The 23,828-nt window shown below is 68.8% G+C and carries 20 protein-coding genes; 13 read left to right on the top strand and 7 right to left on the bottom strand.

The window, feature by feature from the left end:
• The first annotated feature begins 147 nt into the window (after positions 1-147).
• Positions 148-1,704, top strand: a complete 1,557-nt coding sequence (gene miaB, locus ACY48E_RS07540) for a tRNA (N6-isopentenyl adenosine(37)-C2)-methylthiotransferase MiaB (RefSeq protein WP_462871504.1) — start codon at positions 148-150, stop codon at positions 1,702-1,704.
• Complete coding sequence (locus ACY48E_RS07535; protein ID WP_462871503.1) at positions 1,701-2,288, top strand: Rv2732c family membrane protein; 588 nt, start codon at positions 1,701-1,703, stop codon at positions 2,286-2,288. Before miaB ends, ACY48E_RS07535 begins: the two co-directional genes overlap by 4 nt.
• 13 nt (positions 2,289-2,301) lie before the next feature.
• On the opposite strand, the gene ACY48E_RS07530 is transcribed toward ACY48E_RS07535, so the two are convergent.
• Positions 2,302-3,660: a DUF349 domain-containing protein gene (locus ACY48E_RS07530; RefSeq protein WP_462871502.1), complete on the bottom strand. Its 1,359-nt coding sequence runs from the start codon at positions 3,658-3,660 to the stop codon at positions 2,302-2,304.
• A 147-nt stretch (positions 3,661-3,807) separates the two neighbouring features.
• On the opposite strand from ACY48E_RS07530, the gene ACY48E_RS07525 reads away from it, so the two are divergent.
• The 6 genes from ACY48E_RS07525 to ACY48E_RS07500 all read left to right on the top strand — a co-directional run bounded on the left by ACY48E_RS07525 (position 3,808) and on the right by ACY48E_RS07500 (position 9,804).
• Positions 3,808-4,548, top strand: a complete 741-nt coding sequence (locus ACY48E_RS07525; protein WP_462871501.1) for a class III extradiol ring-cleavage dioxygenase family protein — start codon at positions 3,808-3,810, stop codon at positions 4,546-4,548.
• Positions 4,524-5,489, top strand: a complete 966-nt coding sequence (gene miaA / locus ACY48E_RS07520) for a tRNA (adenosine(37)-N6)-dimethylallyltransferase MiaA (protein ID WP_462871500.1) — start codon at positions 4,524-4,526, stop codon at positions 5,487-5,489. The genes ACY48E_RS07525 and miaA overlap by 25 nt, the downstream gene beginning before the upstream one ends.
• A complete protein-coding gene (locus ACY48E_RS07515; protein ID WP_462871499.1) occupies positions 5,486-6,334 on the top strand; it encodes a TrmH family RNA methyltransferase in 849 nt (282 codons plus the stop codon). Before miaA ends, ACY48E_RS07515 begins: the two co-directional genes overlap by 4 nt.
• Positions 6,335-6,370: 36 nt before the next feature.
• Positions 6,371-7,243 (top strand): diaminopimelate epimerase, encoded by an 873-nt coding sequence (gene dapF / locus ACY48E_RS07510; protein ID WP_462871498.1) that lies wholly within the window; start codon positions 6,371-6,373, stop codon positions 7,241-7,243.
• 61 nt (positions 7,244-7,304) lie between these two features.
• Positions 7,305-8,771, top strand: a complete 1,467-nt coding sequence (hflX, locus tag ACY48E_RS07505; protein ID WP_462871497.1) for a GTPase HflX — start codon at positions 7,305-7,307, stop codon at positions 8,769-8,771.
• A gap of 1 nt (position 8,772) precedes the next feature.
• Positions 8,773-9,804, top strand: a complete 1,032-nt coding sequence (locus ACY48E_RS07500) for an NHL repeat-containing protein (RefSeq protein ID WP_462871496.1) — start codon at positions 8,773-8,775, stop codon at positions 9,802-9,804.
• A 30-nt stretch (positions 9,805-9,834) separates the two neighbouring features.
• On the opposite strand, the gene ACY48E_RS07495 is transcribed toward ACY48E_RS07500, so the two are convergent.
• The 4 genes from ACY48E_RS07495 to ACY48E_RS07480 all read right to left on the bottom strand — a co-directional run bounded on the left by ACY48E_RS07495 (position 9,835) and on the right by ACY48E_RS07480 (position 13,979).
• Complete coding sequence (locus ACY48E_RS07495; RefSeq protein WP_462871495.1) at positions 9,835-10,095, bottom strand: HPr family phosphocarrier protein; 261 nt, start codon at positions 10,093-10,095, stop codon at positions 9,835-9,837.
• Positions 10,096-10,141: 46 nt separating this feature from the next.
• A complete protein-coding gene (locus ACY48E_RS07490) occupies positions 10,142-12,166 on the bottom strand; it encodes a PTS fructose transporter subunit IIABC (protein WP_462871494.1) in 2,025 nt (674 codons plus the stop codon).
• Between the two features lie 65 nt (positions 12,167-12,231).
• The gene (locus ACY48E_RS07485; protein WP_462871493.1) at positions 12,232-13,215 is read right to left on the bottom strand and encodes a 1-phosphofructokinase family hexose kinase; all 984 of its coding nucleotides are present in this window, start codon (positions 13,213-13,215) and stop codon (positions 12,232-12,234) included.
• The gene (locus tag ACY48E_RS07480; RefSeq protein WP_462871492.1) at positions 13,212-13,979 is read right to left on the bottom strand and encodes a DeoR/GlpR family DNA-binding transcription regulator; all 768 of its coding nucleotides are present in this window, start codon (positions 13,977-13,979) and stop codon (positions 13,212-13,214) included. Before ACY48E_RS07480 ends, ACY48E_RS07485 begins: the two co-directional genes overlap by 4 nt.
• Positions 13,980-14,197: 218 nt before the next feature.
• On the opposite strand from ACY48E_RS07480, the gene ACY48E_RS07475 reads away from it, so the two are divergent.
• Positions 14,198-15,928, top strand: coding sequence for a putative PEP-binding protein (locus ACY48E_RS07475; RefSeq protein ID WP_462871491.1), 1,731 nt, complete (start codon positions 14,198-14,200; stop codon positions 15,926-15,928).
• 147 nt (positions 15,929-16,075) lie between these two features.
• Positions 16,076-17,218 (top strand): acyl-CoA dehydrogenase family protein, encoded by a 1,143-nt coding sequence (locus ACY48E_RS07470; protein WP_462871490.1) that lies wholly within the window; start codon positions 16,076-16,078, stop codon positions 17,216-17,218.
• 73 nt (positions 17,219-17,291) lie between these two features.
• On the opposite strand, the gene lexA is transcribed toward ACY48E_RS07470, so the two are convergent.
• The gene (lexA, locus tag ACY48E_RS07465) at positions 17,292-18,035 is read right to left on the bottom strand and encodes a transcriptional repressor LexA (protein WP_462871489.1); all 744 of its coding nucleotides are present in this window, start codon (positions 18,033-18,035) and stop codon (positions 17,292-17,294) included.
• A 232-nt stretch (positions 18,036-18,267) separates the two neighbouring features.
• Here lexA and ACY48E_RS07460 point away from each other — a divergent pair, with 232 nt between their 5' ends.
• Together ACY48E_RS07460 and nrdR are read left to right on the top strand one after the other, a co-directional pair.
• Positions 18,268-18,624 (top strand): hypothetical protein, encoded by a 357-nt coding sequence (locus ACY48E_RS07460; RefSeq protein WP_462871488.1) that lies wholly within the window; start codon positions 18,268-18,270, stop codon positions 18,622-18,624.
• Between the two features lie 76 nt (positions 18,625-18,700).
• The gene (gene nrdR / locus ACY48E_RS07455; RefSeq protein ID WP_462871547.1) at positions 18,701-19,165 is read left to right on the top strand and encodes a transcriptional regulator NrdR; all 465 of its coding nucleotides are present in this window, start codon (positions 18,701-18,703) and stop codon (positions 19,163-19,165) included.
• Here the strand turns inward: nrdR and hrpA are convergent.
• Positions 19,146-23,216, bottom strand: a complete 4,071-nt coding sequence (hrpA, locus tag ACY48E_RS07450) for an ATP-dependent RNA helicase HrpA (protein ID WP_462871487.1) — start codon at positions 23,214-23,216, stop codon at positions 19,146-19,148. The genes nrdR and hrpA overlap by 20 nt on opposite strands.
• Here hrpA and ACY48E_RS07445 point away from each other — a divergent pair.
• Positions 23,215-23,826 (top strand): GNAT family N-acetyltransferase, encoded by a 612-nt coding sequence (locus tag ACY48E_RS07445; protein ID WP_462871486.1) that lies wholly within the window; start codon positions 23,215-23,217, stop codon positions 23,824-23,826. The genes hrpA and ACY48E_RS07445 overlap by 2 nt on opposite strands.
• Positions 23,827-23,828 lie beyond the last annotated feature (2 nt).

The raw sequence follows: 23,828 nt of genomic DNA, 5'->3' as shown, positions 1-23,828 counted from the left end.
CGTATGTTCCACCCCGATCGCCCGGTTTGGACCTACTCCGGTCGTTATGTAATGGAAACTTTACCGTTGGGCCTCGTCCCGTGGCGGGCGACGAGAACGGCCTCGCACATTCAGGGACGTGGAATCGAGGGACGTAGACTCGAATCCATGACCTCCGCTGCCGACGTTCGGGCCGAACAGGGCGCGTTCGAACGGCCTCGGACGTACCGTGTGCGCACCTACGGGTGCCAGATGAACGTCCACGATTCCGAACGAATCTCCGGGCTCCTCGACGAGGCGGGATACGTGCGCGCCGATGACGACGGGCCGGCCGATCTGGTGGTGTTCAACACCTGCGCCGTGCGGGAGAACGCCGACAACAAGCTCTACGGCAACCTCGGGCAACTTCGGCCCAGCAAGACCGAGAACCCGGACATGCAGATCGCGGTCGGCGGTTGCCTCGCCCAGAAGGATCGCGACACCGTCCTCGAGCGGGCGCCGTGGGTCGACGTGGTGTTCGGCACCCACAACATCGGCTCTCTCCCGGCGCTGTTGGACCGAGCGCGTCACAACCGTCGTGCCGAGATCGAGATCGTCGAGGCACTCGAGGCGTTCCCGTCCACGTTGCCCGCCCACCGGGATTCGGCGTCGTCGGCGTGGGTGTCGATCTCGGTCGGCTGCAACAACACCTGCACGTTCTGCATCGTGCCGTCGCTGCGCGGCAAGGAGGTCGACCGCCCGGCCGAGGACATCCTCGCGGAGGTGCGCGCGCTGGTCGACGAGGGCGTTCTCGAGATCACCCTGCTGGGGCAGAACGTCAACGCCTACGGCGCATCGTTCGCCGACCCTGCTCGTCCACGCGATCGCGGTGCCTTCGCCTCCTTGCTGCGGGCCTGCGGCGAGATCGACGGGCTCGAACGGATCCGCTTCACCTCCCCGCACCCGGCCGAGTTCACCGACGACGTCATCGACGCCATGGCGTCGACTCCGTCGGTGTGTCCGACTCTGCACATGCCGCTGCAGTCCGGTTCGGATCGGGTTCTGCGCGCGATGCGCCGCTCGTACCGTCGGGAGAGGTTTCTCGGCATCGTCGACCGCGTGCGCGCGGCGATCCCGGGTGCGGCGATCACCACCGACATCATCGTGGGCTTCCCCGGCGAGACCGAGGAGGACTTCCGGGACACTCTCGATGTCGTTCGCCGTGTGCGGTTCTCGGGCGCCTACACCTTCCAGTACTCCATGCGACCGGGCACCCCGGCCGCGGAGTTCGCTGATCAGGTCCCCAAGGACGTCGTTCGGCGCCGGTACGAGGAACTGATCGCCCTGCAGGAGCAGATCCAGGTCGAGGACCACGCCGCTCTGATCGGTGACGAGGTGGAGATCCTGGTGTCGGCGCACAGCGGACGCAAGCACGCCACTCATGAGCGCCTCGGTGGTCGCACTCGCGAAGGACGCCTGGTGCACTTCCGACCGGGATCGGCGGCGGTGCGCCCCGGCGACATCGTCACCACCGTCATCACCGGCTCGTCGCCGTACCACCTGCTCGCCGACGGTCCGTTGATCGCCCACCGACGAACGCGGGCAGGTGATCGCGCGGAGGCTGCCGACATGCCCCGAACCGCGCCGGTCGGCGTCGGACTCGGTATTCCCGGCATCGGTGCTCCCGCGTCCACCGACGACGACACCGCGATGGCCGGCTGTACGACGACAGGAGTTGCACTGTGAGCGATGAGAAGTCGACGCACGAGAAGGACCAGGCTCTCGCTCGGCTCGAGGAGACCGAGACGCGGGAGAAGGCCGCCGCGGTGGCCATCGATCCGGGGATCCGGGCAGTGGTGGTGGCCGTCGGAGTGATGGTGCTCCTCGGTTCCTTCGCGCTGCCGCACGCCGGCATCGCCAACGGGTGGGACGTACTCGCCGGTGACTCGGACGCGATCGCCGAGAAGATTGCGCTCCCGTCCCGCCTGTTCGTCTGGTTCGCTCTGATCTTCCCCGTCGGCTTCTCCGGTCTGGCGCTGGCAACTCAGCGCTGGGCGCTGGCGGGCATCGCCCTCTACGGCTCGCTGGTCAGCGTCGTCCTGGGCATGCTTGCCATCTGGACGCGCCAGACCCAGCCGATCGCCTCGCCTGCCGCAGGCCCGGGGGTGGGCCTGATCATCGGGTGGCTCGCGGTGCTCGTCATCGCCTTCCACTGGGCGCGGTCGGTGTGGAAGCGCACCTCCGCCCAGCTCGAGGCTGCCGAACAGCGCCGCCTCGCCACCGCCGAGGCGGAACTTCGCACCGATCGCGGACCGGCGGTCTTCGAGTAGGTCCGAGCGGAGTTCAGCTGATCGCGCCCTCGGCGGCTTCGGCCCATTCGCGCCACTGAGCGGCCTGCGCGCGGGCCTTCTGCGCATCCTTCGCGCGTCCGGCCGCGTCCGCCTTGGCGGCCTGCTCCTCGAAGGCAGCCACGCGCTCGCGGAACTGCGCTGCACGGGCCACGGCCTCGGGGTCGGTCCGGCGCCACTCGGAATCGGCCGCGTCGCGCACCTTCTTCTCCAGCGCTCGGAGCTTGCCCTCGAGGTCGTGCATCCGCTCGCGGGGAACCTTGCCGATCGCGTCCCACTGATCCTGCAGTGCGCGTAGCGCAGCCCGGGCGGTGTCCAGCCCGGCCGCCGGGTCGATCACGGTGGCGGCGAGCAGCTCCTCCTTGCGTGTGGCGTTGGTCTCGAGTTCGGCGTTCTGCTCCGAGGCTGCGGCGTTGCGGGCGGCGAAGAACACGTCCTGAGCAGCCTTGAAGCGGTTCCACAGGGCATCGTCTGCGTCTCGGGGTGCGCGTCCGGCACCCTTCCACTCTGCGAGCAGGTTGCGGAAGGTAGCCGCGGTCTCGTTCCACTCGGTGGACCCGGACAGGGCTTCGGCGCGCTCGACCAACTCCTCCTTCTTCGCCTTCGCAGCGCCCCGCTCGCGGTCGAGGTCGGCGAAATGCGCCCCACGTCGGCGATTGAACGCCTCACGAGCTTTCGAGAAGCGCTTCCACAGCGCGTCGTCGACCTTGCGGTCGACACCCCGAATCGTCTTCCACTCGTCGAGGATCTCGCGCAATCGATCTCCGGCGAGCTTCCACTGGGTCGATTCCGCCCCGATCTTCTCGGCCTCCGCGGCCAGTGCCTCCTTGCGTGCGGTTCCCCTGGCGCGTTCGGCATCCTTCTGCTCGCGGCGCGCTGCGGCAACCTCGTCGGAACTGCTGACGATGGACTCGAGCCTGGCCGCGAGTGCGTCGATGTCGCCGATGACGGCCGCGGTGGCCAGCTGCTCGGCCAGAGCCGACGCACTCGCGCGCGTCTTCCGCACGTCGCCGGAGCCCGATGCCAGTCGAGCCTCCAGCAGGGCGACCTCGGTGGCGAGATCGTCGTACCGGCGGCCGAAGTGCGCCAGGCCCTGCGCCGCGTCCCCGGCCTGCCACGACCCCACGTGCCGCTCACCGTCGGCGGTGAAGACCCAGGCGTTCCCCTCGTCGTCCACGCGGCCGAACTTCGACGGATCCGAGGCGGGCGGCAGGGCCACGGCCGGGGTGGGCGTGGTGGGCCCGGTGGCGGAGGCGGTCGACGAGCTCGGACGCGGACCCGGACGCGGACCCGGTCTGGGGCCGGGGCGGGGCCCGGGAGTGGGGTCCGGGTGTCGAGCACTCACGTCGGTCATGGTTCCTCGTCTCTGCCGCGCGGCACGGCTGCCGGTCTCCGTAGGCCCGGTTCCTGGACGGTCGGGCGCTCGGTCCATTGAAACAGGCTTGGCCCGCGTCGGTGCGGCATTGACCAGCACGTGAGCGGGCTCGGCTAGATTCGACGGGTGCCCTTGTTCGCCGCTTTCGTGCCCTCACCGCCGCTGTTGGTCCCCGAACTGGCGGGTGCCGCCGCAGACGAGACGGCCGATCTGCGCGCTGCCGCGGTGCGTGTTGCCGGTGAACTTGCCGGGTACGCGCACCGGTGGATCGCGCTGGGGACCGGCTCGCGTTCGGTCCCGGCCGCTGCTCGTGGCACGTACCGCGGCTTCGGCGTCGACGTGGCCGTCGACCTGGGAGGACCGGGTGTCGGCGGGAAGGTCGCCGAGGCGGACATGCCCCTCGCTGCACTGACCGCAGGGTGGTTGCGCGGCCGGGTGAGCACGTCGCCGACCATCGAGTTCCGGGCCGTTCCCGCCGATTCGAGTCCCGAACGCTGCCGTGAACTCGGGCGCTTGCTCGCCGACGAGCTGCAGGGCGACGCCGACGGCCCGGTCGGGCTCCTCGTGGTGGCCGATGGCAGCGCCGCGATGACCGACAAGGCTCCCGGCGCGTTCCGGGACGGAGCGCCCGAGTACCAGGCGGCCATCGACTCCGCGCTCGCCGCCGCGGATGTGCAGTCCCTGCTCGCGCTGACACCCGTCGACTGCGAGGGTTTCGTAGTGGATGGTCGTGCGCCGTGGCAGGTCCTGGCCGGGGTGTTCGATGTTCCCGAGGCCCCGCGGACGACGGCGGAGGTGCTCTATCGGGGTGCCCCGTTCGGTGTGAGCTACACGGTCGGGACATGGCGGGCGAGCGCGCCGGCGTGAGCATCGTTCCGATCGCGGTGGTGGGTCCGACGGCGACCGGAAAGTCCGAGCTCGCCCTCGATCTGGCCGAACGATGCGATGGTGAGATCGTCAACATCGACGCGATGCAGCAGTACCGGGGAATGGACATCGGTACCGCGAAGACTCCGGTGGAGCGGCGCCGCGGGCTCCCGCACCACCTCTTCGACATTCTGGAGGTCACCGAGACCGCCACCGTGGCGGCGTATCAGAATGCCGCGGTCGCGGTGGTGGAGGCGATCCTCGGCCGTGGTCGAACACCGGTGATCGTCGGGGGATCGATGATGTACGTGCAGTCGTTGATCGACGGGTGGTCCTTTCCCGCAACCGACCCCGCGGTGCGCGCACGCTGGGAGTCCGTGTTGGCCGACGAGGGTGTGGGCGCCGTTCACCGAGCGCTGGCCCTCGCCGATCCCGCGGCGGCGGCGTCGATTCTGCCCACGGACGGCCGACGTATCGTGCGGGCACTCGAGGTGGTCGAGATCACCGGGCGGCCCTTCGCGGCGTCCGCGCCGACCATCGGTGAGCCACGGTGGGGCACAAGGATTCTGGGGGTGGATCGCGACACCGCCGACCTCGATGCGCGCATCGAGCGCCGCACCGCGTCGATGTTCGCGGCAGGGTTCGTCGACGAGGTTCGGGCGCTGGTCGGTCGCGGGTTACGGAACGGGGTCACCGCCTCTCGCGCGATCGGCTACGCGAGTGTGCTCGACCACCTCGGCGGCGGCTGCACCCTCGACGACGCCCGCGAGAGCACCCTCGTCTCCACGCGCCGCTACGTGCGTCGACAACGCTCGTGGTTCGGCCGGGATCGGCGCATCGTCTGGCTCGACGGTGCGCGAACCGACCTTCTCGACCAGGCACTGAACACCCTCATCGCGCCCGGCGCCGCAGCTGCCCCCGGCGCCGGAGGTGCCCGATGACCGGACCGCGCGTGACCACGCGCAATGCCCGCTTCCAACAGTGGCAGTCGTACCTGACCAATCGTGGCAAACGCACTCGGGCAGGGCTGTTCGTCGTGCAGGGGGTTCGGCCGATTTCCCTCGCGATCGCGAGCGGGTGGCCGCTCGAGACCGTCCTGTATCGCCTGCAGGAGTCACCGCTGTCTGCGTGGGCCCGTGAGCTCGTCGACTCGGCGCCGGTTCCGACGGTCGGTGTGTCCGCGGAGTTGATGGGCGAACTCGGTGAGAAGGTGGACGCGCCGCCGGAGATCGTGCTGATCGCTCGCACCCGCCCGCAGGATCTGTCCGTGTGGACGCCACCGACCGCCGACGCGGTGGTCGTCGTGCTGGACCGTCCGTCGTCGCCGGGCAACCTCGGCACGCTGGTCCGATCGGCCGACGCGTTCGGTGCGAGCGCGGTGGTGGTGGCCGGGCACGGCGCCGATCCCGTCGATCCGCAGAGCGTGCGGGCATCGACAGGGTCGGTGTTCGCCGTACCGGTCATGCAGGTCGCCGGGAGCGCCGATGTGGTGGCGGCCGTCTCACGCTGGCGGGCAACAGGTATCGACGCTCGAATCGTGGGCACCGACGAGACCGGGGACCGTGCCCTGTTCGACTGTGACCTCACCGGCCCGACAGTGCTGATCGTCGGAAACGAGACGCGGGGGATGAGCGCCGGGTGGCGCGCGGCGTGCGACGAGGTGGTCTCCATCCCGATCGGCGGCTTGGCCAGCTCGCTCGGTGCGCCGTCGGCCGGAGCGGTGTGCCTGTACGAGGTGGCCCGCCAGCGCGCTCGCGGTGTCGGCCGCCTCGGTGCCGGCCGCTAGGATTTCAGGACAGTACGGCGGCAGGAGGTGGTCGGTGTGGAGTTCGCGAAGGGCCACGGCACCGAGAACGACTTCGTGATCCTGCACGATCTCTCGGCGCACGCCGAGCTGCGCCCGGCTCGCGTCGCCGCGCTGTGCGATCGCCGGCGGGGGCTCGGTGCCGATGGAGTGCTGCGTGTCGCGCGTACGGGCGTTCTGATCGAGCGCGGGGTCCTCGACCACCGACCCGCCGGGGTGGACGCCGACGACTGGTTCATGGACTACCGCAACGGCGATGGGAGCATCGCCGAGATGTGCGGGAACGGTGTGCGGGTGTTCGCCCACTATCTGCACGCCGCGGGCCTCGAATCCCGCTCCGAGTTCGTGGTCGGTTCGCGGGCCGGGGCACGGCCGGTGATCGTGCATCGCTCCGATGCGCTCGATGCCGACGTCACCGTCGCGATGGGACCGGCCCGGATCATCGGGGAGTCGACGACCGATGTCGCGGGAGCGCGGTTCGACGGTGTGGCCGTCGACGTGGGTAATCCGCACCTGGCCTGCGTCAGCGCGGAGCTGACGGCCCCGACGCTCGCTGCCCTCGATCTCACGGTTGCCCCCACGTTCGATACGAGCGTCTTCCCGAACGGGGTGAACATCGAGTTGGTGTCCGCGCCGGTCGCCGGTGCCGTGGCGATGCGCGTGCACGAGAGAGGGGTGGGGGAGACACGGTCCTGCGGCACCGGCACGGTGGCGGCCGCGGTTGCGGCACTGCGTTTCGATGATCGTGAGAACGGGACCGTGCGCGTCCGAGTGCCCGGCGGCGAGGTCGAGGTGTCGATCGAGGCAGCTCACGCACACCTGCGTGGGCCCTCGGTGCTGGTGGCGTCGGGCTCGCTGTCGGATCAGTGGTGGGCTCGCCTGCCGCAGTGAGGACCGGCGCCGATGAAATCCCGGTGCGCCCGGTCGAGTTTTCGTGGATCATGACTGGCGTATGACAAAAACACATGGTGTCGATCTCCGAATCGACGACGACAAGCCGGACACGCCGCACTGGAGCCTCGAAGGCCCCGAGGCGCCGACCACCGGCGAACTCCAACTCGACGACCGCAGTGCGCTGCGACGCGTCGTCGGGTTGTCCACGGAACTGACCGACGTCACCGAGGTCGAGTACCGCCAGCTGCGCCTCGAGCGGGTGGTACTGGTGGGTGTGTGGACCACCGGCACCGCGGCGCAGGCCGACGCCAGCATGGTCGAACTCGCCGCTCTGGCGGAAACCGCGGGCTCCGAGGTGCTCGAGGGTGTGGTGCAGCGTCGCGATCGCCCCGATGCCTCCACCTACATCGGCTCCGGCAAGGCCACGCAATTGCGGGAGATCGTGCTGGCCACCGGCGCGGACACGGTGATCTGCGACGGTGAACTCACCCCGGCTCAGCTCACCGCCCTGGAGAAGATCGTCAAGGTCAAGGTGATCGACCGGACCGCTCTGATCCTGGACATCTTCGCTCAGCACGCGTCGTCCCGAGAGGGCAAGGCGCAGGTCTCGCTGGCGCAGATGGAGTACATGCTTCCCCGCCTGCGCGGCTGGGGCGAGTCGATGTCCCGGCAGGCCGGTGGCCGCGCCGGCAGCAACGGCGGCGTGGGTCTGCGCGGTCCTGGTGAGACGAAGATCGAGACCGACCGCCGCCGAATCCGTGAACGCATGGCCAAGCTCCGCCGCGAGATCAAGGGCATGAAGGCGGCCCGCGACACCAAACGGGACAAGCGACTTCGCAGCGACATCCCCAACATCGCGATCGTCGGCTACACCAACGCCGGTAAGTCCAGTCTGCTCAACGCCCTCACCGGATCCGGTGTTCTGGTGCAGAACGCGTTGTTCGCAACCCTCGACCCGACCACACGTAAAGGTGATCTCGGCGACGGGCGGGCATGCGTCTTCACCGACACGGTCGGCTTCGTTCGTCACCTGCCCACACAACTCGTCGAGGCGTTCCGCTCCACACTCGAAGAGGTCACCGACGCCGATCTGCTGGTGCACGTGGTCGACGGCTCGGATCCCTTGCCCACCGAGCAGATCAAGGCGGTGCGCGAGGTGATCGTGGACGTTCTCCGCGAACAGAAGTCCGCGGCGCCGCCGGAACTGGTAGTGGTCAACAAGATCGACGCCGCGGACCCCGTGGTGCTGACGCAGTTGCGTGGTCTGCTCGATGGCGCGGTGTTCGTCTCCGCGCACACCGGTGAGGGCATCGACACCCTGCGCGCACGTCTGGTGGAGTTGGTGGCGCCACCGGAGGTCTCGGTGTCGGTCCTGCTTCCCTACGATCGCGGCGATCTCGTCTCCCGCATCCATGCCGACGGCAAGATCGTGCGCTCCTCCCACGAGTCCGACGGCACCCACATCGAGGCGAAGGTTCCGCACGCGCTGGCGTCTGTCCTGCTCGACTACGCGCACACCGCCTGACGTGGCTCGACGAGCCATCTCGGCGGTCGCGACGAGCGCGGCGGTGCTCGCAGCGTCACTGGTCGGTCCCTCGGCAGCGCTCGCGCAGACGCCCGAGATCGGAGTGCGCTGCACCCCGACCGACCGCGGTCTCACCGAGCTGTCCGGCACCGTTGTTCTCGGCGACGATCTGTACGGGGTGGGCGACAGCGGCTCCGACGAGCGCATCGCGCGAATGGATCCGCGAACCTGCGCGGTGCTCGGGTGGATCCCGAACCCGGTCGACCCCTACGACACCGAGGACCTGGCTGCTCGCGGCGGCAATCTCTGGCTCGCCGACATCGGCGACAACGACCGCCGCCGCGACACGATTGCCCTCGTGCGGGTCGATCCGGCGACTGGTTCGGGGGAGATCCACCGCCTGCGCTACCCGGACGGACCGCACGATGCCGAGACCCTTCTCGTGCAGTCAGACGGATCCGCCGTGATCGTGACGAAGTCGCCCGATGGGCGCAGTGGGATCTACCGCACCCCCGACGCCGTGGAGACGCTTCCGACTCCCGGTCCGGCGCCGCTCGAGCGGGTCGGCGAGGTGACCGTGACCAAGACCTCGACCATCGGAGGGCCGCCCCTGATCGAGGGATCGATCCTGCTCACCGGCGGCGCGATCAGTGCCGACGGGCGGGTGGCGGCCCTGCGGACCTACACCGATCTCTATCTGTACGCGGTTCCGGACCGCGATGTGGCATCGGCGCTGATGCGCGCCCCGGCAGTGGTGATCCCGATTCCCGGCCAACCGCAGGGCGAGTCGCTGGCCTTCGAGACAACCGGTGACCTGCTGCTCGGATCCGAGGAGGGTCTCACGCCCACACCCGCACTGCCGTCCATCGAGGTCGTCGCAGGCGCCGCCCAGCTCGCCGAGCGCACATCCGAGCCGCAACCGCCTCGGTCGGCGTCGACGCTGAACCCGATCGTGGTGATGCTCATCGCCGCGGCCGTGATCGCACTGATCGTGGGACTCGCGGTCGCGGCGATGAGAATCTTCCGGCGGTAACCCCCTACCGCGCTGGTTCAACCCCCGGCGTCACGTGGCGTCGAGGTCGGACGCCACCAGCGCCGCCACGGCGTCGAGCGTTGCCTGATCGTCGCTGGTGATCGTGACCTCGGTGCCCTTCTCGGCGCCGAGGGTCATGATCATCAACGCCGAACCGGCGTCGACCTCCTCACCTGCCACGACCTCGAGGGTGACGTCGTGTCCGGACTTCTCCACGGCGTCGGCGATGATCGCGGCAGGCCGTGCGTGCAGTCCGACAGCCGATCCGACCGTCACGGTGGTGCTGGGCATGTTCTCTCCTGTGTGTTGGCGGGTTGGCTCCTGCAGGTGCGATCGGTCAGGCGGCGACGGTCGCGCGGTGCGCCGCGGTTGCCGGTTCCTGATCCTTCTTACCGAATTCCTTGAGCGCGGTGACCACAACGGCCGAGACCACCACGCCGGCAGCGAGGGCGATGACGAAGGTGAAGAAGTTGTTCATGGCGAAGAACACCAGCAGACCGCCGTGTGGTGCGCTGAGCGTGGTGCCGAACGACATGATGAGCGCACCGGTCACGGCACCGCCCGCCATCATCGACGGGATCACCCGCAGAGGATCGGTCGCCGCGAACGGGATGGCGCCCTCGGAGATGAAGGCGGCACCGAGAAGCCAGGCAGCCTTGCCGTTCTCGTGCTCGGCCGGGCTGTACAGACGCGGACGCAGCAGCGACGACAGTGCCATCGCCAGCGGTGGAACCATGCCGGCGGCCATGACGGCGGCCATGATCCGCAGCGACGCGGTGTTGTCGACGTTCAGACCGGCGGTGGCGAAGGCGTAGGCAGCCTTGTTGACCGGTCCGCCGAGGTCGAAGCACATCATCAGCCCCAGGATGATGCCCAGGACGATCACAGACGAGCCGTTGAGCCCGTTGAGGAAGTTGGTCAGGCCGGAGGTGATGGCGGCGAGCGGGCGACCGAGAACCAGGAACATCAGGCCACCGGCCACCAGGGTCGCTCCGAGCGGGATGATCACGACGGGCATCAGGCCGCGCAGCCACGGTGGGACGGCGAAGCGGCTGATCCACAGCGCCACGAATCCGGCGATGATGCCGCCCACCAGACCACCGATGAATCCGGCGCCGACGAAGACCGCGACTGCACCGGCGGTGAAGCCGGGCGCGATACCCGGTCGGTCGGCTATGGCGAAGGAGATGTACCCGGCCAGCGCCGGGACCAGGAAGCCGAACGCCAGGCCGCCGAGTTGGAACAGCACCGCGCCGAGGTAGATGCGCAGACCGCCGTCGGGCAGATTGGACAGGCTGTTGTTGGTCATGACGTCTTCGGCGAGACCCTTGATCTCGTAACCACCGAGGGCGAAGCCGAGCGCGATCAGCAGACCACCGGCAGCGACGAACGGGATCATGTAGCTGACGCCGGTGAGCAGGATCTGGCGCAGACGCGTGCCCCAACCGAGCCCGCTCGTGGACTCAGACGACGCTGCGCTGGAGGCGGATCCGGCCACGCGCCGCGAGGTCGGATCCAGTGCGGCGCGCATCGCCTCGGTGACCATCACGTCGGGTTCGTTGATGGCGCGCTTGACACCGGATTCGATGACCGGTTTGCCCGCGAATCGCTCCTTGCCCTTGACTCCGACGTCGGTGGCGAAGATGACCGCGGACGCGCCCGCGATCAGGTCCGCAGACAGCGGGGTGGACCCGCTCGATCCCTGGGTCTCGACGTGCACGGTGACCCCCGCCCGCTCGCCCGCGGCGACCAGCGAATCGGCGGCCATGTACGTGTGCGCGATGCCGGTCGGGCATGCGGTGACCGCGACGATGTGCTGCGGGGTACCGGACGAGGCGTCGGCCCCGGTATCGGACCCGGCGTCGGCGGTGGCCGGTGCCGCTGCCTTGGCGCCGGGGGACAGCACGGCCTCGACCAGGCCGACCACCTCCGACGGGGTCGACGCGTCGCGGAGCGAGGCGACGAAGGCCGGCTTGACCAGAGCGCGTGCCAGCGAGGACAGCAGCTTCATGTGTTCGCTGCCCGCGCCCTCGGGCGCGGCGATCAGGAACACCAGATCGGCGTCGCCGTCCGATGCACCGAAGTCGACCTTGGGCGAGAGTCGAGCGAATCCGAGGGACGCGGTGGTGACGGCGGCGGATCGGCAGTGCGGGATGGCGATGCCGCCCGGCAGGCCTGTCGCGGACTGGGCCTCTCGGGCCAGGGCGGCGTCGCGCAGAGGGGTGGCGTCGGTTGCGCGCCCCGCGGTGGTGAGCAGGTCGGCCAGTCGGCCGATGACCGACTCGGTGCTCGATCCGAGGTCGGCGTCGAGAAGGATCAGCTCCTCACTGATGATTCCCGGTCTGGTACTCGATGCGGTCATGGTGTCCTTCTCTCTGATCAGGTGGTCTTGGGGCCAGGTGGTCGGGGGATCGGTGACGTGCGCGGTCAGCCGGTGGCGACCGGTCGAGGCGAGTCCAGTGCTCTGACGGTCACCGCGTCGACCGTCACGTCGGACGGGGTGGGCAGGGCTGTGCCGGGCAGGGCGGTCGCGGCAGTGCCGTACGCGACAGCTCGGGCCAGGCGTGCGGGCTCGTCGTCCCCGGCGAGATCACCGAGCAGGTAACCGGCCAGGGACGAGTCGCCCGCCCCGACCGTGCTGCGCGGAGTGATCCGCGGCGGCGTCGCCACCCACGCACCCGCCGCCGTGACCAGTACGGCACCGGCCGCGCCGAGCGTGGCCAACACGGCGCCCGCACCGCGCCCGACGAGCAGCGACGCGGCGACCGCTGTCGGTCCCGGATCGCCTGCGGCAGCAGATCGTTCGAGCTCATCGCCGTCCTGCCCGGTGAGCCAGGCCAGTTCCTCGGCGTTGGGCTTCATCAGGTCGGGTGCGGTGTCGGGGAAGCCCGCCGCCAGTTCGGTCAGCGGTAGGTCCGAGGTGTCGACGGCCACCCGGCACGGCAGTGGGCGCAGCGCCCGCACGATCTCGCCGTACCACCCGGGTGCGATGCCGGGCGGAAGCGAGCCGGAGAGAACGACCCACTGCGCTGCCGAACCCAGGCCGACGATCACGTCCATCAGGGCCGTCGCGGTCTCGGGCGTGGTCAGCATGCCGGGCTCGTTGATCTTGGTCGTGGTGCCGTCCGGTTCGTTGAGTGTGAGATTGGTGCGTGTATGCCCGGTGACGGGCACGCTGTGGTGCGCGACGCCGATGGAGCTCAGGGCCGACAGGATCGGGTCCGAATGCATGGCCGGCAGCACCGCGGCGCACTCCACGCGCGCGGCTGTGAGCACCCGCGCGACGTTGACGCCCTTGCCCCCTGCCTCGATGGTGGTGCTGACCGCGCGGTGGACGGCGCCCCGTGTCAGTGCGGACTCGAGCGCGACAGTGCGATCCATGCTCGGATTCGCTGTGAGAGTGACGATCATGCGACGACGACCTCGATTCCGTGTTCACGTAGCTCGGTGATCTCCGTGTCCGCTATGCCGTCGTCGGTGATGACCACGTGGATCTGGTCGACGGTGGCGAAGGAGACCATGAATTCGCGCCCGATCTTGGCGGAGTCGGCCAGTACGACCACGCGATCCGCTGCGGCCACCATCGCGCGCTTGACGGCAGCCTCGTCGGGGTCGGGGGTGGACAGGCCGTGGCCGCGGCTGAGGGCATTGGTCCCCATGAAGGCGACGTCCACGCGGGTGCGGTCGAGGACTCGTAGGGCGTCTTCACCGACAGCGGCGCGCGTGAGTCCGCGCACGCGCCCGCCGAGCAGATGCAGTCGAATTGCGGACATCCCGGCCAGTCGCGCACCGATCGGAACCGAGTTGGTCATCACGTCCATGTCACGGTCGACCGGTAGCAGCGCGGCCAGCCGACCGGTCGTGGTGCCGGCATCGAGCAGAGCACTGCCGCCCGCGGCGGGAAGGTGCGCCAGCGCCTTGGCGGCGATGCGGTCCTTCTGGTCGGCACGTGTGCTCTCGCGCTCGGTGATCCCCGGTTCGATCGAGGTCAACGTGGTGGCCGGGACTGCCCCGCCGTGCACGCGTGTGACCAGTCCGATCCGATCGAGCACAGCCAGGTCGCGGCGAACCGTCTCGGTGGTGACCGCGAAGTTCTCGGCCAGGTCGGCGACCGAGACACGGCCACGCTGGGAGATGAGGGACGCGATCGCTTGCTGGCGTTCCTGGGCGTACATCGTGACCCCCTCTGAGTGCTCGCCTATCGGATTGTTGGTTCGTGTTGTTTTACGCCCGTGTCTGTTGACATGTCAAGGGTTTGGCGTAATCTACATCACATATTCGCCGGGTGGTCATGATGTGACTCGGCGATGCGAGTGCGCCGATCGGTGCAGGAGGAATGCAATGACGCGCAGCGATGGAGGAGAGCGATGACGTGCAGCGGTGGAGGAGAGCGATGACGGGGTCGGTCACGGTTGCCGACGCGGGGTCCGCCGGAGCGCAGGAGCCGGGAGGCACCGCGGTTCTTCGCGGGACGCCGGTGGTCCCCGGGGTCGCCTACGGACCGGTGATTCGCCCGGCATCGCGACCCACTCCGCCCACCGACACGCGGACGGTGCCCGACGACGAGCGCGAGGAGGAGGCGGACCGACTCGCCGCCGCGGCCGCCGCTGTCGCGAGAAGTCTCGAGCAGCGGGCCGCTCTGGCCACCGGTTCGGCGTCGGAGGTGTTGGCCGCGAACGCATCGATGGCGACCGATCGGGGGTGGCTCGCGCCGGCCACCAAGAAGGTGCGGGCGGGTGTGCCCGCCACGTCCGCCGCGGTCTCCGCCATCGAGTCCATGGCGGCGATGTTGACCAAGCTCGGGGGCCGTATGGCCGAGCGGGTCACCGACCTGTTCGATATTCGTGATCGGGTTCTGGCCGAGGTGCTCGGACTACCCGAACCCGGTGTGCCCGTTCCCACCTCACCGTCGATCCTCCTCGCGGACGACCTGGCACCGGCCGATACGGCCGGATTGGATCCGGCGCTGGTCGTGGGCCTGGCCACCACTCTGGGCGGTCCGACCAGCCATACGGCGATCATCGCTCGCCAACTCGGTATCGCGTGTGTGGTCGCCGTCGCGGGCCTCGACGACGTTGCCGTGGGCACTCGGGTCCTGCTCGACGGCGCTACCGGGGACATCGAGATCGAGCCCGATCGCGACCGCGCAGATGCCGCGGTCGCCCGATCGCGCACGGCCGCCGAACTGGTGGCGCAGTGGCGAGGTCCCGGCCGAACTGCCGACGGGCATCCGGTCGACATTCTGGCGAACGTCCAGGACGGGGCGGGAGCGCGTGCGGCCGCCACCACGGAGGCCGCCGGCGTCGGGCTCTTCCGCACCGAGTTGAGTTTTCTCGACCGCGACGTCGAACCGACCGTGGCCGAACAGAGCGAGATCTACGGGCAGGTCCTCGAGGCATTCGCCGGTCGGAAAGTGATCATCCGCACCCTCGATGCGGGGTCGGACAAGCCGCTGCGGTTCGCCCACCACGCCGATGAGGCAAACCCGGCACTCGGTGTACGTGGCATCCGCATCGCGCACCGCGATCGTGGCATCCTGCTGCGCCAGCTCGACGCTGTTGCCGACGCGGCCCGCGCCACCGGCACCGCACCCAAGGTCATGGCGCCGATGATCGCAACGGCTGCCGAGGCCAGGGAGTTCGCGGCGGACGTCCGCGCTCGCGGACTCGAGCCCGGCGTGATGATCGAGGTCCCTGCCGCGGCGCTGCAGGCCGACCGGATTCTCGAGCACGTCGACTTCCTGTCGATCGGGACCAACGACCTCACTCAGTACACGATGGCGGCCGATCGCATGTCCGCAGACCTTGCCGGCCTGACCGACCCCTGGCAGCCCGCAGTGCTCGCGCTGGTGGCGCGCGCTGCCGAAGCCGGCGCACGGGTGGGTAAGCCGGTGGGTGTCTGTGGTGAGGCCGCGGCCGACCCGCTCCTGGCCTGCGTGCTCGTGGGTTTCGGCGTCACGTCCCTCTCGGCCGCCTCCGCTGCCGTCGCCGGTGTCGGTGCCGCTCTGGGATCGGTCACACTCGACGCATGTCGTCGCGCGGCAGAGGCGGTCTCGGCGACTTCGGGACCCGAGGACGCTCGCCGCGCCGCCCGGGACGTGCTCGACGGGGCCGCGCGGGGTTGATCGGTCACGAATTGTGCTCGTCGCGGTCACGCCCGAACCAGGGGTTCGTCTTCTACGCTGGTACCACGAGTTCATTCGTCGTGGCCGCACACAGGTTTCGACTTACGCGACCTGCGACAACCGTGACAACACATCCAGGGAGAACCGATGGAACGCACGATCTTCGAACCCGAGCACGACCTGTTCCGGGAGTCCTACAAGAAGTTCCTCGACCAGCACGTGGCACCGTTCCACGCGCAGTGGGAAGAGCAGAACATCGTCGACCGCGGTGTGTGGGTCGAAGCGGGTAAGCAGGGCTTTCTGGCCATGGACGTCGACGAGCAGTACGGCGGCGGCGGGATCAAGGACTTCCGCTACAACTGCATCGTCACCGAGGAGAACACCAGGGCCGGCTACAGCGGCCTCGGTTTCACGTTGCAGAACGACGTGGTTGCTCCCTACCTGACCGAGCTGCTCAACGACGAGCAGAAGGCACGGTGGCTGCCGGGCTTCTGCTCCGGTGAGATCATCACCGCCATCGCGATGACCGAGCCCGGAACCGGCAGTGACCTGCAGGGCATCAAGACCCGCGCGGTCAAGGACGGCGACGACTGGGTGCTCAACGGCTCCAAGACGTTCATCACCAACGGCATCAACGCCGACCTCGTGGTGGTCGTGGCCTGCACCGATCCGGAGAAGGGCGCGCAGGGCTTCTCGCTCTTCGGTGTCGAGCGCGGGATGCCGGGCTTCGAGCGCGGACGCAACCTCGACAAGATCGGCATGAAGGCACAGGACACCGCCGAGCTCAGCTTCACCGACGTCCGCGTCCCCGCCGCAAACCTGATCGGCCAGGAGGGCATGGGGTTCATCTACCTCATGCAGAACCTGCCTCAGGAGCGTCTGTCGATCGCCGTCGTCGCGGCGACAGCCATGGAGACCGTTCTCGAGCAGACCATCCAGTACTGCCGCGACCGCAAGGCGTTCGGCAAGCCGATCGGCCACTTCCAGAACACCCGGTTCGTGCTGGCCGAGCTCGCCACCGAGACCACCGCGGTGCGCATCATGGTCGACAAGTACATCGAGCTGCTCAACGAGAACAAGCTGACCGTGCAGGAAGCCGCGATGGCCAAGTGGTGGACCTCGGAGCTTCAGGTGCGCCTGATCGACCGGTGCCTGCAGCTGCACGGCGGCTACGGCTACATGAAGGAGTACCCGATCGCGAAGGCGTTCATGGACTCGCGAATCCAGACGATCTACGGCGGCACCACCGAGATCATGAAGGAGATCATCGGGCGCGGCCTCAACCTCTGACCCGCATCAGCAACAGCGCAACGCCGGTCACCCCTGAGGGGCGACCGGCGTTGCGCTTTTCTCCGACCTCGTGTCAGATCTTGCGGATGACGGTGACAACCTTGCCGAGGATCGCCGCGTTGTTCCCGGGGATCGGATCGAAGAGGGGGTTGTGCGGCATCAGCCACACCTCGCCCTTGCTCTTCTTGAACGTCTTCACCGTGGCTTCGCCGTCGATCATCGCGGCGACGATGTCGCCGTTGTTGGCCACGCTCTGCTGCCGCACCACCACCCAGTCGCCGTCGCAGATCGCGGCGTCGATCATCGACTCACCGACGACCTTGAGCAGGAACAGCGAGCCGGATCCCACCAGCTCGCGGGGGAGAGGGAAGACATCTTCGACAGCCTGCTCGGCAAGGATCGGCCCGCCGGCGGCGATGCGACCGAGAACGGGTACGAATGTCGGTGTGGGCAGCGCGCCCGCGGCATCGGACTCGGCGTCGGCGTTCTCCAGCGCCGGGTCGTCGAGGCCCCGGACGTCGACCGCTCGCGGTCGGTTGGCGTCGCGGCGCAGGAACCCCTTCTTCTCGAGAGTGCGCAGCTGGTGGGCGACCGAGGACGTCGACGTCAATCCCACCGCGTCGCCGATCTCTCGGATGCTCGGCGGGTAGCCCCGCTCCCGGACGGACGCGTGGATGACCTCGAGTACTTTCCGCTGCCGGGTGGTCAGACCGGCGGTGGCGTCGTCGGCGGGTGGCGTGGTGAGGGTGACGGGTGCGGCGGCCGCGGGAGCCTTGGACCCGCTTCCCCTCGCAGTGGACGAGCTGTCGTCCTTCATCTCGTAAGACCTCCTGGCATGTCGTTGGACCTGATGATCGGTGGCGCTCGGTGTGCCGTCTGACACGAACTTAGACGGAAACACCAGTTCGATCAAACATCTGTTCGAAGCGTGTCGCGTGTTCTCGAGAACTTTGTCGGTGGGGCGTGCTACAAATCGAACATGCGTTCCTTCGAACGCGTGATCGATGTTCCGGCCAGGGGCCGGACCCAGCGACCAGGGAGTGATTGCGATGGCACGGACTTCAGTTCTCCAGACCGTCGGTCGGGACAGCTACCACGGCTCGTTCGACACCGCCGGCTCGTTCGACACCGCCGGCTCGTTCGACACCGACGGCCGGCACCTGGCCCGTAGGCCGGCTCGGCGCGGGGGCACCCGGCCCGACGTCGCACCGTTCGATTACGGACGTGTTGCGCCGACACCCCGCTCGTCCCACGCCGAGCGCCGCGAGATCGGGTTCGGCAAGCTGTGCGGGATCGCGCTGGTGACGGCCGCGCTCTCGCTCGGTCTCGTTGCCCTGGCGAACCTGCGGGCTGCGGATCAGCCGGCACCGACGGCACCGATCTCCGTGGTCGACGGTGTGCGCTGACTGTGTCACCCACACCCCACCGGGTACTGTCGGGATGCGCTCCGGCGCCGCCGTCCGGTACGAGAAGTGGGGTCTCATGCATTGCCCGTTCTGTCGTCATCCGGACTCGCGTGTCGTCGATTCCCGGGAGGCGGACGAGGGGCAGGCCATTCGGCGGCGTCGCTCGTGCCCGAACTGTTCCCGGCGTTTCACCACGGTGGAGACGGCAGTGCTCTCGGTGGTCAAGCGCAGTGGAGTCACCGAGCCGTTCAGTCGGGAGAAGGTGATCAAGGGCGTCCGTCGGGCGTGCCAGGGTCGCGACGTGGACAACGATGCTCTGGTGCTGCTGGCGCAACAGGTGGAGGACACGGTCCGCGCCTCTGGATCGGCGGAGGTACCCAGCAACGAGGTGGGGTTGGCGATCCTGGGGCCTCTGAGGGATCTCGACGAGGTGGCTTATCTTCGTTTCGCGTCGGTGTACCGGTCGTTCAGCAGCATCGCCGATTTCGAGAACGAGATCGACGATCTTCGATCGCATCGGGTCAACGCAGATCGGCGATAGCCTTCCGGACGCGTTTCTCCGACACCGGATAGGCCGTACCGAGTTTCTGAGCGAACAGGCTCACCCGAAGTTCTTCGATCATCCAGAACACAGCTCGCACGTCCGGTGCTCCGGTTCGAGCCGGGGGTAGGGCGCGAATCAGGGCGTCGTAGTCGGCGTACACCCGGTCGAGGACGGCCATACCGGCCCTGTCGCGGTCGGCGCTACCCGGCAGTGCCGCCAGTCGGTCGACGGCACCGCGCAGGTACCGCGGAATCTGTTGCAGGGCGTCCGCTCCGCTGTCGAAGACGAATCCGTCGAACACCAGCGAATCGAGCTGCTCGCGAACGTCGTCGGCCGCCTCGCCGGCGCACTCGTCGAGCGCTGACCGAACACGTGTCGCTTCGGCCAGTACAGGTTCCACCAGGGCGAGCAGGGCTGCGGTGCGGCTCGGAACCTGAGCGCGTGCGGTGCTCGCCAGGGCCTGGAAATCCTGCGGCGTCGATACCGGACCGCCTGCGGCGGTGATGATCTCGTCGAGAGCCAAAGCATGGCAGTCGGCGACGAGCGCATCGAGGCTCCCGTGGGGATTCTGGCCCACGGCCAGCCGCTGAGAGTTCGAGCGCGAACCCAGCACCGCCTTGGTCGAGACGGGTGCGGCCTCCGCGAGGAGGCGGCGCGTTCCCGCGCGCATGGAGGCCGACTGCTCCGCGGGTGTCGCGAGTACTCGGACTGCCACGCCGCCCGCTTCGGGAACCAGGGCCGGATATCCCGTCACGGTCTGCCGACCGACCGTTGTGGTGACCGTGGGCGGAAGGGTTCCGATGCTGTCACTGGTCCACACGGTGGTGGCGGGTCGCTCGGTTCCGGCCACCGCGCCTGCCACCGCTGCGGTGGCCACCGAACCCAGTCGATCACGCAGATCGCTCAGCGACACCGAGCGCCCCAGAACCGCACCCTGGTCGTCGACCGCGACGAATGTGAGCTTCAGATGGCGTGGCAGCGCGTCGGGGTCGAAATCTCCCGGCTCTATGGTGGATCCACTGAGCCGAGTGAGCTCGCGCGCCAGCGCGATGGTGAAGGGCTCCACGCGTGGCCGCAGCGCCGCCAGGGCTGCCGCGGCGAAGTCCGGTGCGGGAACCACCAGACGGCGTAGGTGCTTGGGCAGGGTCTTGATCATGGCCGCCGCGAGTTCCTGGCGCATCCCGGGCACCAGCCAGTCGAAGCCGACATCGCGGACGCCCGGGAGCAGCGCGACGGGGATCCGAACGCTCACGCCGTCGTCCTCGTCGCCCGGTTCGAACTGATAGGTCAATGCCAGACGCATGTCCCCTTGGCGCCAGGCGTCGGGATAGTCGCCGCCGAGAACCGCCGCGGCATCTGTGTTGACCACCGTCGCCCGCTGGAAGTCCAGCAGTTCGGGATCACTGCGTCGTACCGACTTCCACCACCGGTCGAAGTGGCGCGCGGACACCACCGATTCGGGGACGCGGGCGTCGTAGAAGTCGAACAGGGTGTCGTCGTCGACCACGATGTCGCGGCGGCGCGCTCTGTTCTCGAGTTCCTCGACGTCCTCCCGCATCTGTTGGTTCCGGCCGAAGAACGCGTGGTGCGTTCGCCATTCGCCCTGGACGAGGGCGTGGCGGATGAACAGTTCGCGGGAGACGACGGGATCGATCGCGGCGTAGTTCACCTGCCGGGCGGTCACGAGCGGGATTCCGTAGAGCGTCACCCGTTCGTACGCCATGGTCGCCTCACGCTTGGTGGACCAGTGCGGCTCGGAATAGGTCTTCTTCACCAGGTGTCCAGCGAGCGCCTCCGCCCACTCCGGTTCGATTCGCCCGCCGATGCGCGCCCAGAGTCGGGAGGTCTCCACCATCTCCGCGGCCATGATCCAGCGAGGCGGTTTGGCGGACAGGCTCGATCCTGGAAACACCGCGAAGGTGCTCCCGCGCGCCCCCTGGAACTCTCGGGACCTGCTGCCCCGGCGACCCTCGCCACCGCGGGATTGGTTCCGTCCGGGTTCCTTGTCGGTGCGCCCGATCCCGCTGTCGGCGTCGCGAACGCCGATGTGCGAGAGCAGTCCTGCCAGGAGCGCGCGATGAATGGCAGGCAGGTCGTGGTCCGGCGTGGCGTCGGCGGGTTCGGGTGGGCCCTCGGGTACCGACCAGCCCAGGCCACGGGCGATCTGGCGGAGCTGGCCGTGCAGGTCCTGCCACTCCCGAATTCGCAGGTAGTGCAGGAACTCTGCTTTGCACAGACGCCGGAACTGGTTGGAGGACAGGGCGTGTCGTTGTTCGCGCAGGTAGTCCCACAGCCGGAGGTAGGCGAGGAAGTCCGATCCCTCGACCGTGAACCGTGCGTGCTTGGCGTCGGCTGCCTGCTGATGTTCGGCAGGTCGTTCACGCACATCCTGGATCGACAGCGCCGAGACGATCACCAACACCTGCGCCAGGCAGCCGGTTTTGTTGGCCTCGAACAGCATTCGTGCCATCCGGGGATCGACCGGCAGGCCGGCCAACTCCCGACCGAGCGGGGTCAGCCGCGGGCCGTCCCCGTCCTTCCGAGCGTGGCCGCGGCCGGGGGTGCGGGGTGTGTGATCGAGCGCGCCGAGCTCGTCGAGCAGGGCAGTACCGTCCTTGATCGCGCGAGGATCGGGAGGTTCGACGAAAGGAAAGTTCTCGATGCGGCCCAGTCCGAGGGCGGTCATCTGCAGGATCACCGAGGCGAGATTGGTGCGCAGGATCTCCGGTTCGGTGAACAGCGGGCGGGCCTGAAAGTCCTCCTCCGAGTACAGCCTGATGCAGATGCCGTCCGCGACGCGTCCACACCGCCCCGAGCGCTGGCGCGCCGAGGCCTGCGAGATCGGTTCGATGGGCAGCCGCTGCACCTTGGTACGCACCGAGTACCGCGAGATTCGGGCGGTGCCCGGATCGACCACGTAGCGGATCCCGGGCACGGTGAGCGAGGTCTCGGCGACGTTGGTCGAGAGCACGACCCGTCGGCCGGTGTGGGCGGTGAACACGCGATGCTGCTCGGCGGCGGACAGGCGCGCATAGAGGGGGAGGATCTCGGTGTTGCGGAGTCGGCGCTCCCGCAGGGCGTCGGCGGTATCGCGGATCTCGCGCTCGCCGGAGAGGAACACCAGGACATCGCCATCGGGCTCGGCCAGCAACTCCTCGACAGCCTCGCAGGTTGCCTCGACCGGGTCGCGGTCGACGATCTCGTCACCGACCTCGACGGACAGCGGTCGGTACCGCACCTCCACGGGGAACGTCCGGCCCGAGACCTCGACGATCGGGGCAGGCACACCGTCGACGGCGAAATGCGCGGCGAACCGCTCGGGATCGATGGTCGCCGAGGTGACGACGACCTTGAGGTCGGGGCGCATCGGGAGGAGTTGGGCAAGGTAGCCGAGGATGAAGTCGATGTTCAGGCTGCGCTCGTGAGCCTCGTCGATGATCAGGGTGTCGTAGCGACGCAGGAACCGATCGCGCTGGATCTCCGCGAGCAGAATCCCGTCGGTCATCAGCTTGATCAGCGTGTCGTCCGACGAGGTGTCCGTGAACCGGACCTTGTAACCCACACTTCGGCCCAGCGGCTGACCCAGTTCCTCGGCGATGCGCTCGGCGACGGTGCGTGCCGCCAGTCGCCGCGGCTGCGTGTGGCCGATGACGCCGCGTACCCCGCGTCCGAGGTCGAGGCAGATCTTCGGAATCTGGGTGGTCTTGCCCGATCCGGTCTCCCCGGCGACGATGACCACCTGGTGTGCCTCGATCGCCGCGGCTATGTCCTCGCGACGCGCGGTGACCGGGAGCGTCGGCGGGTACGTGGTCTCGGGAACGGCGGCGCGTCGGGCGCTCAGACGTGCGCGGGCAGCATCGATGTCGGCGAGCACGCGAGAACGAGCCTGGTCGTCGCGGGCGCGGTCGTAGGCGCGGCCGAGCCGATGGGCGTCGTGGAGGGTGACGTCGGCCAGGCTGGTTTCGAGATCGGCGGGCCGCCGCGGACGACCGGCCGGGCGCGGGCCATCGGCGGGCCGCGAGCGGCGGGAACGGGAGGACGTGGACATGAGTGGTCCCAAGTTTAGGGGCCCGAGCGGCGGGTGCGACGCGGCGATGACGTGGCGTGCGCTGAGCGAGAACGATCTGCCGCTGCTGGCCGAGTGGCTCGCCGACCCGGAGGTCGCCCGCTGGTGGCACCACGAGTACGACGCCGAGTCGCTCGCACGGGACTTCGGGCCGTCGGTCCGTGGCGAGGAGCCCGGCGAGGATCTCCTGGTGATGCTCGACGCCGTGCCGATCGGCCTCGTCCAGCGCTCGCAGATCGCCGACTACCCGGAGAATCTCGCCGACTTCAGCAAACTCGCGGCGGTGCCCGAGGGCGCCGTCGCGCTCGACTACCTGATCGGGCCGCCCGAGTACCGCGGACGGGGATTCGGTCCGCGGATGATCGCGACGATTGCCGACGACACCTGGGCGAGCTATCCGACGTGTCCATGCATCCTCGTTGCTGTCGTCGCGGCGAACACGCGGTCGTGGCGCAGCCTCGCGCGCGCAGGATTCGCGCGCGTGGGCGAGGTCGATATCGAGCCGGACAACCCGATCGACGACCCGCGACATGTCGTCTACCGATTGGATCGGCCCGTGGCAACGACGAATCCGGCACGCCGGGGACTGTGACA

The sequence above is a fragment of the Rhodococcus sp. AZ1 genome (assembly GCF_054979605.1).
Note: the sequence above shows the minus strand (reverse complement) of the source record. Positions and strands in the feature narration are given on the sequence as shown.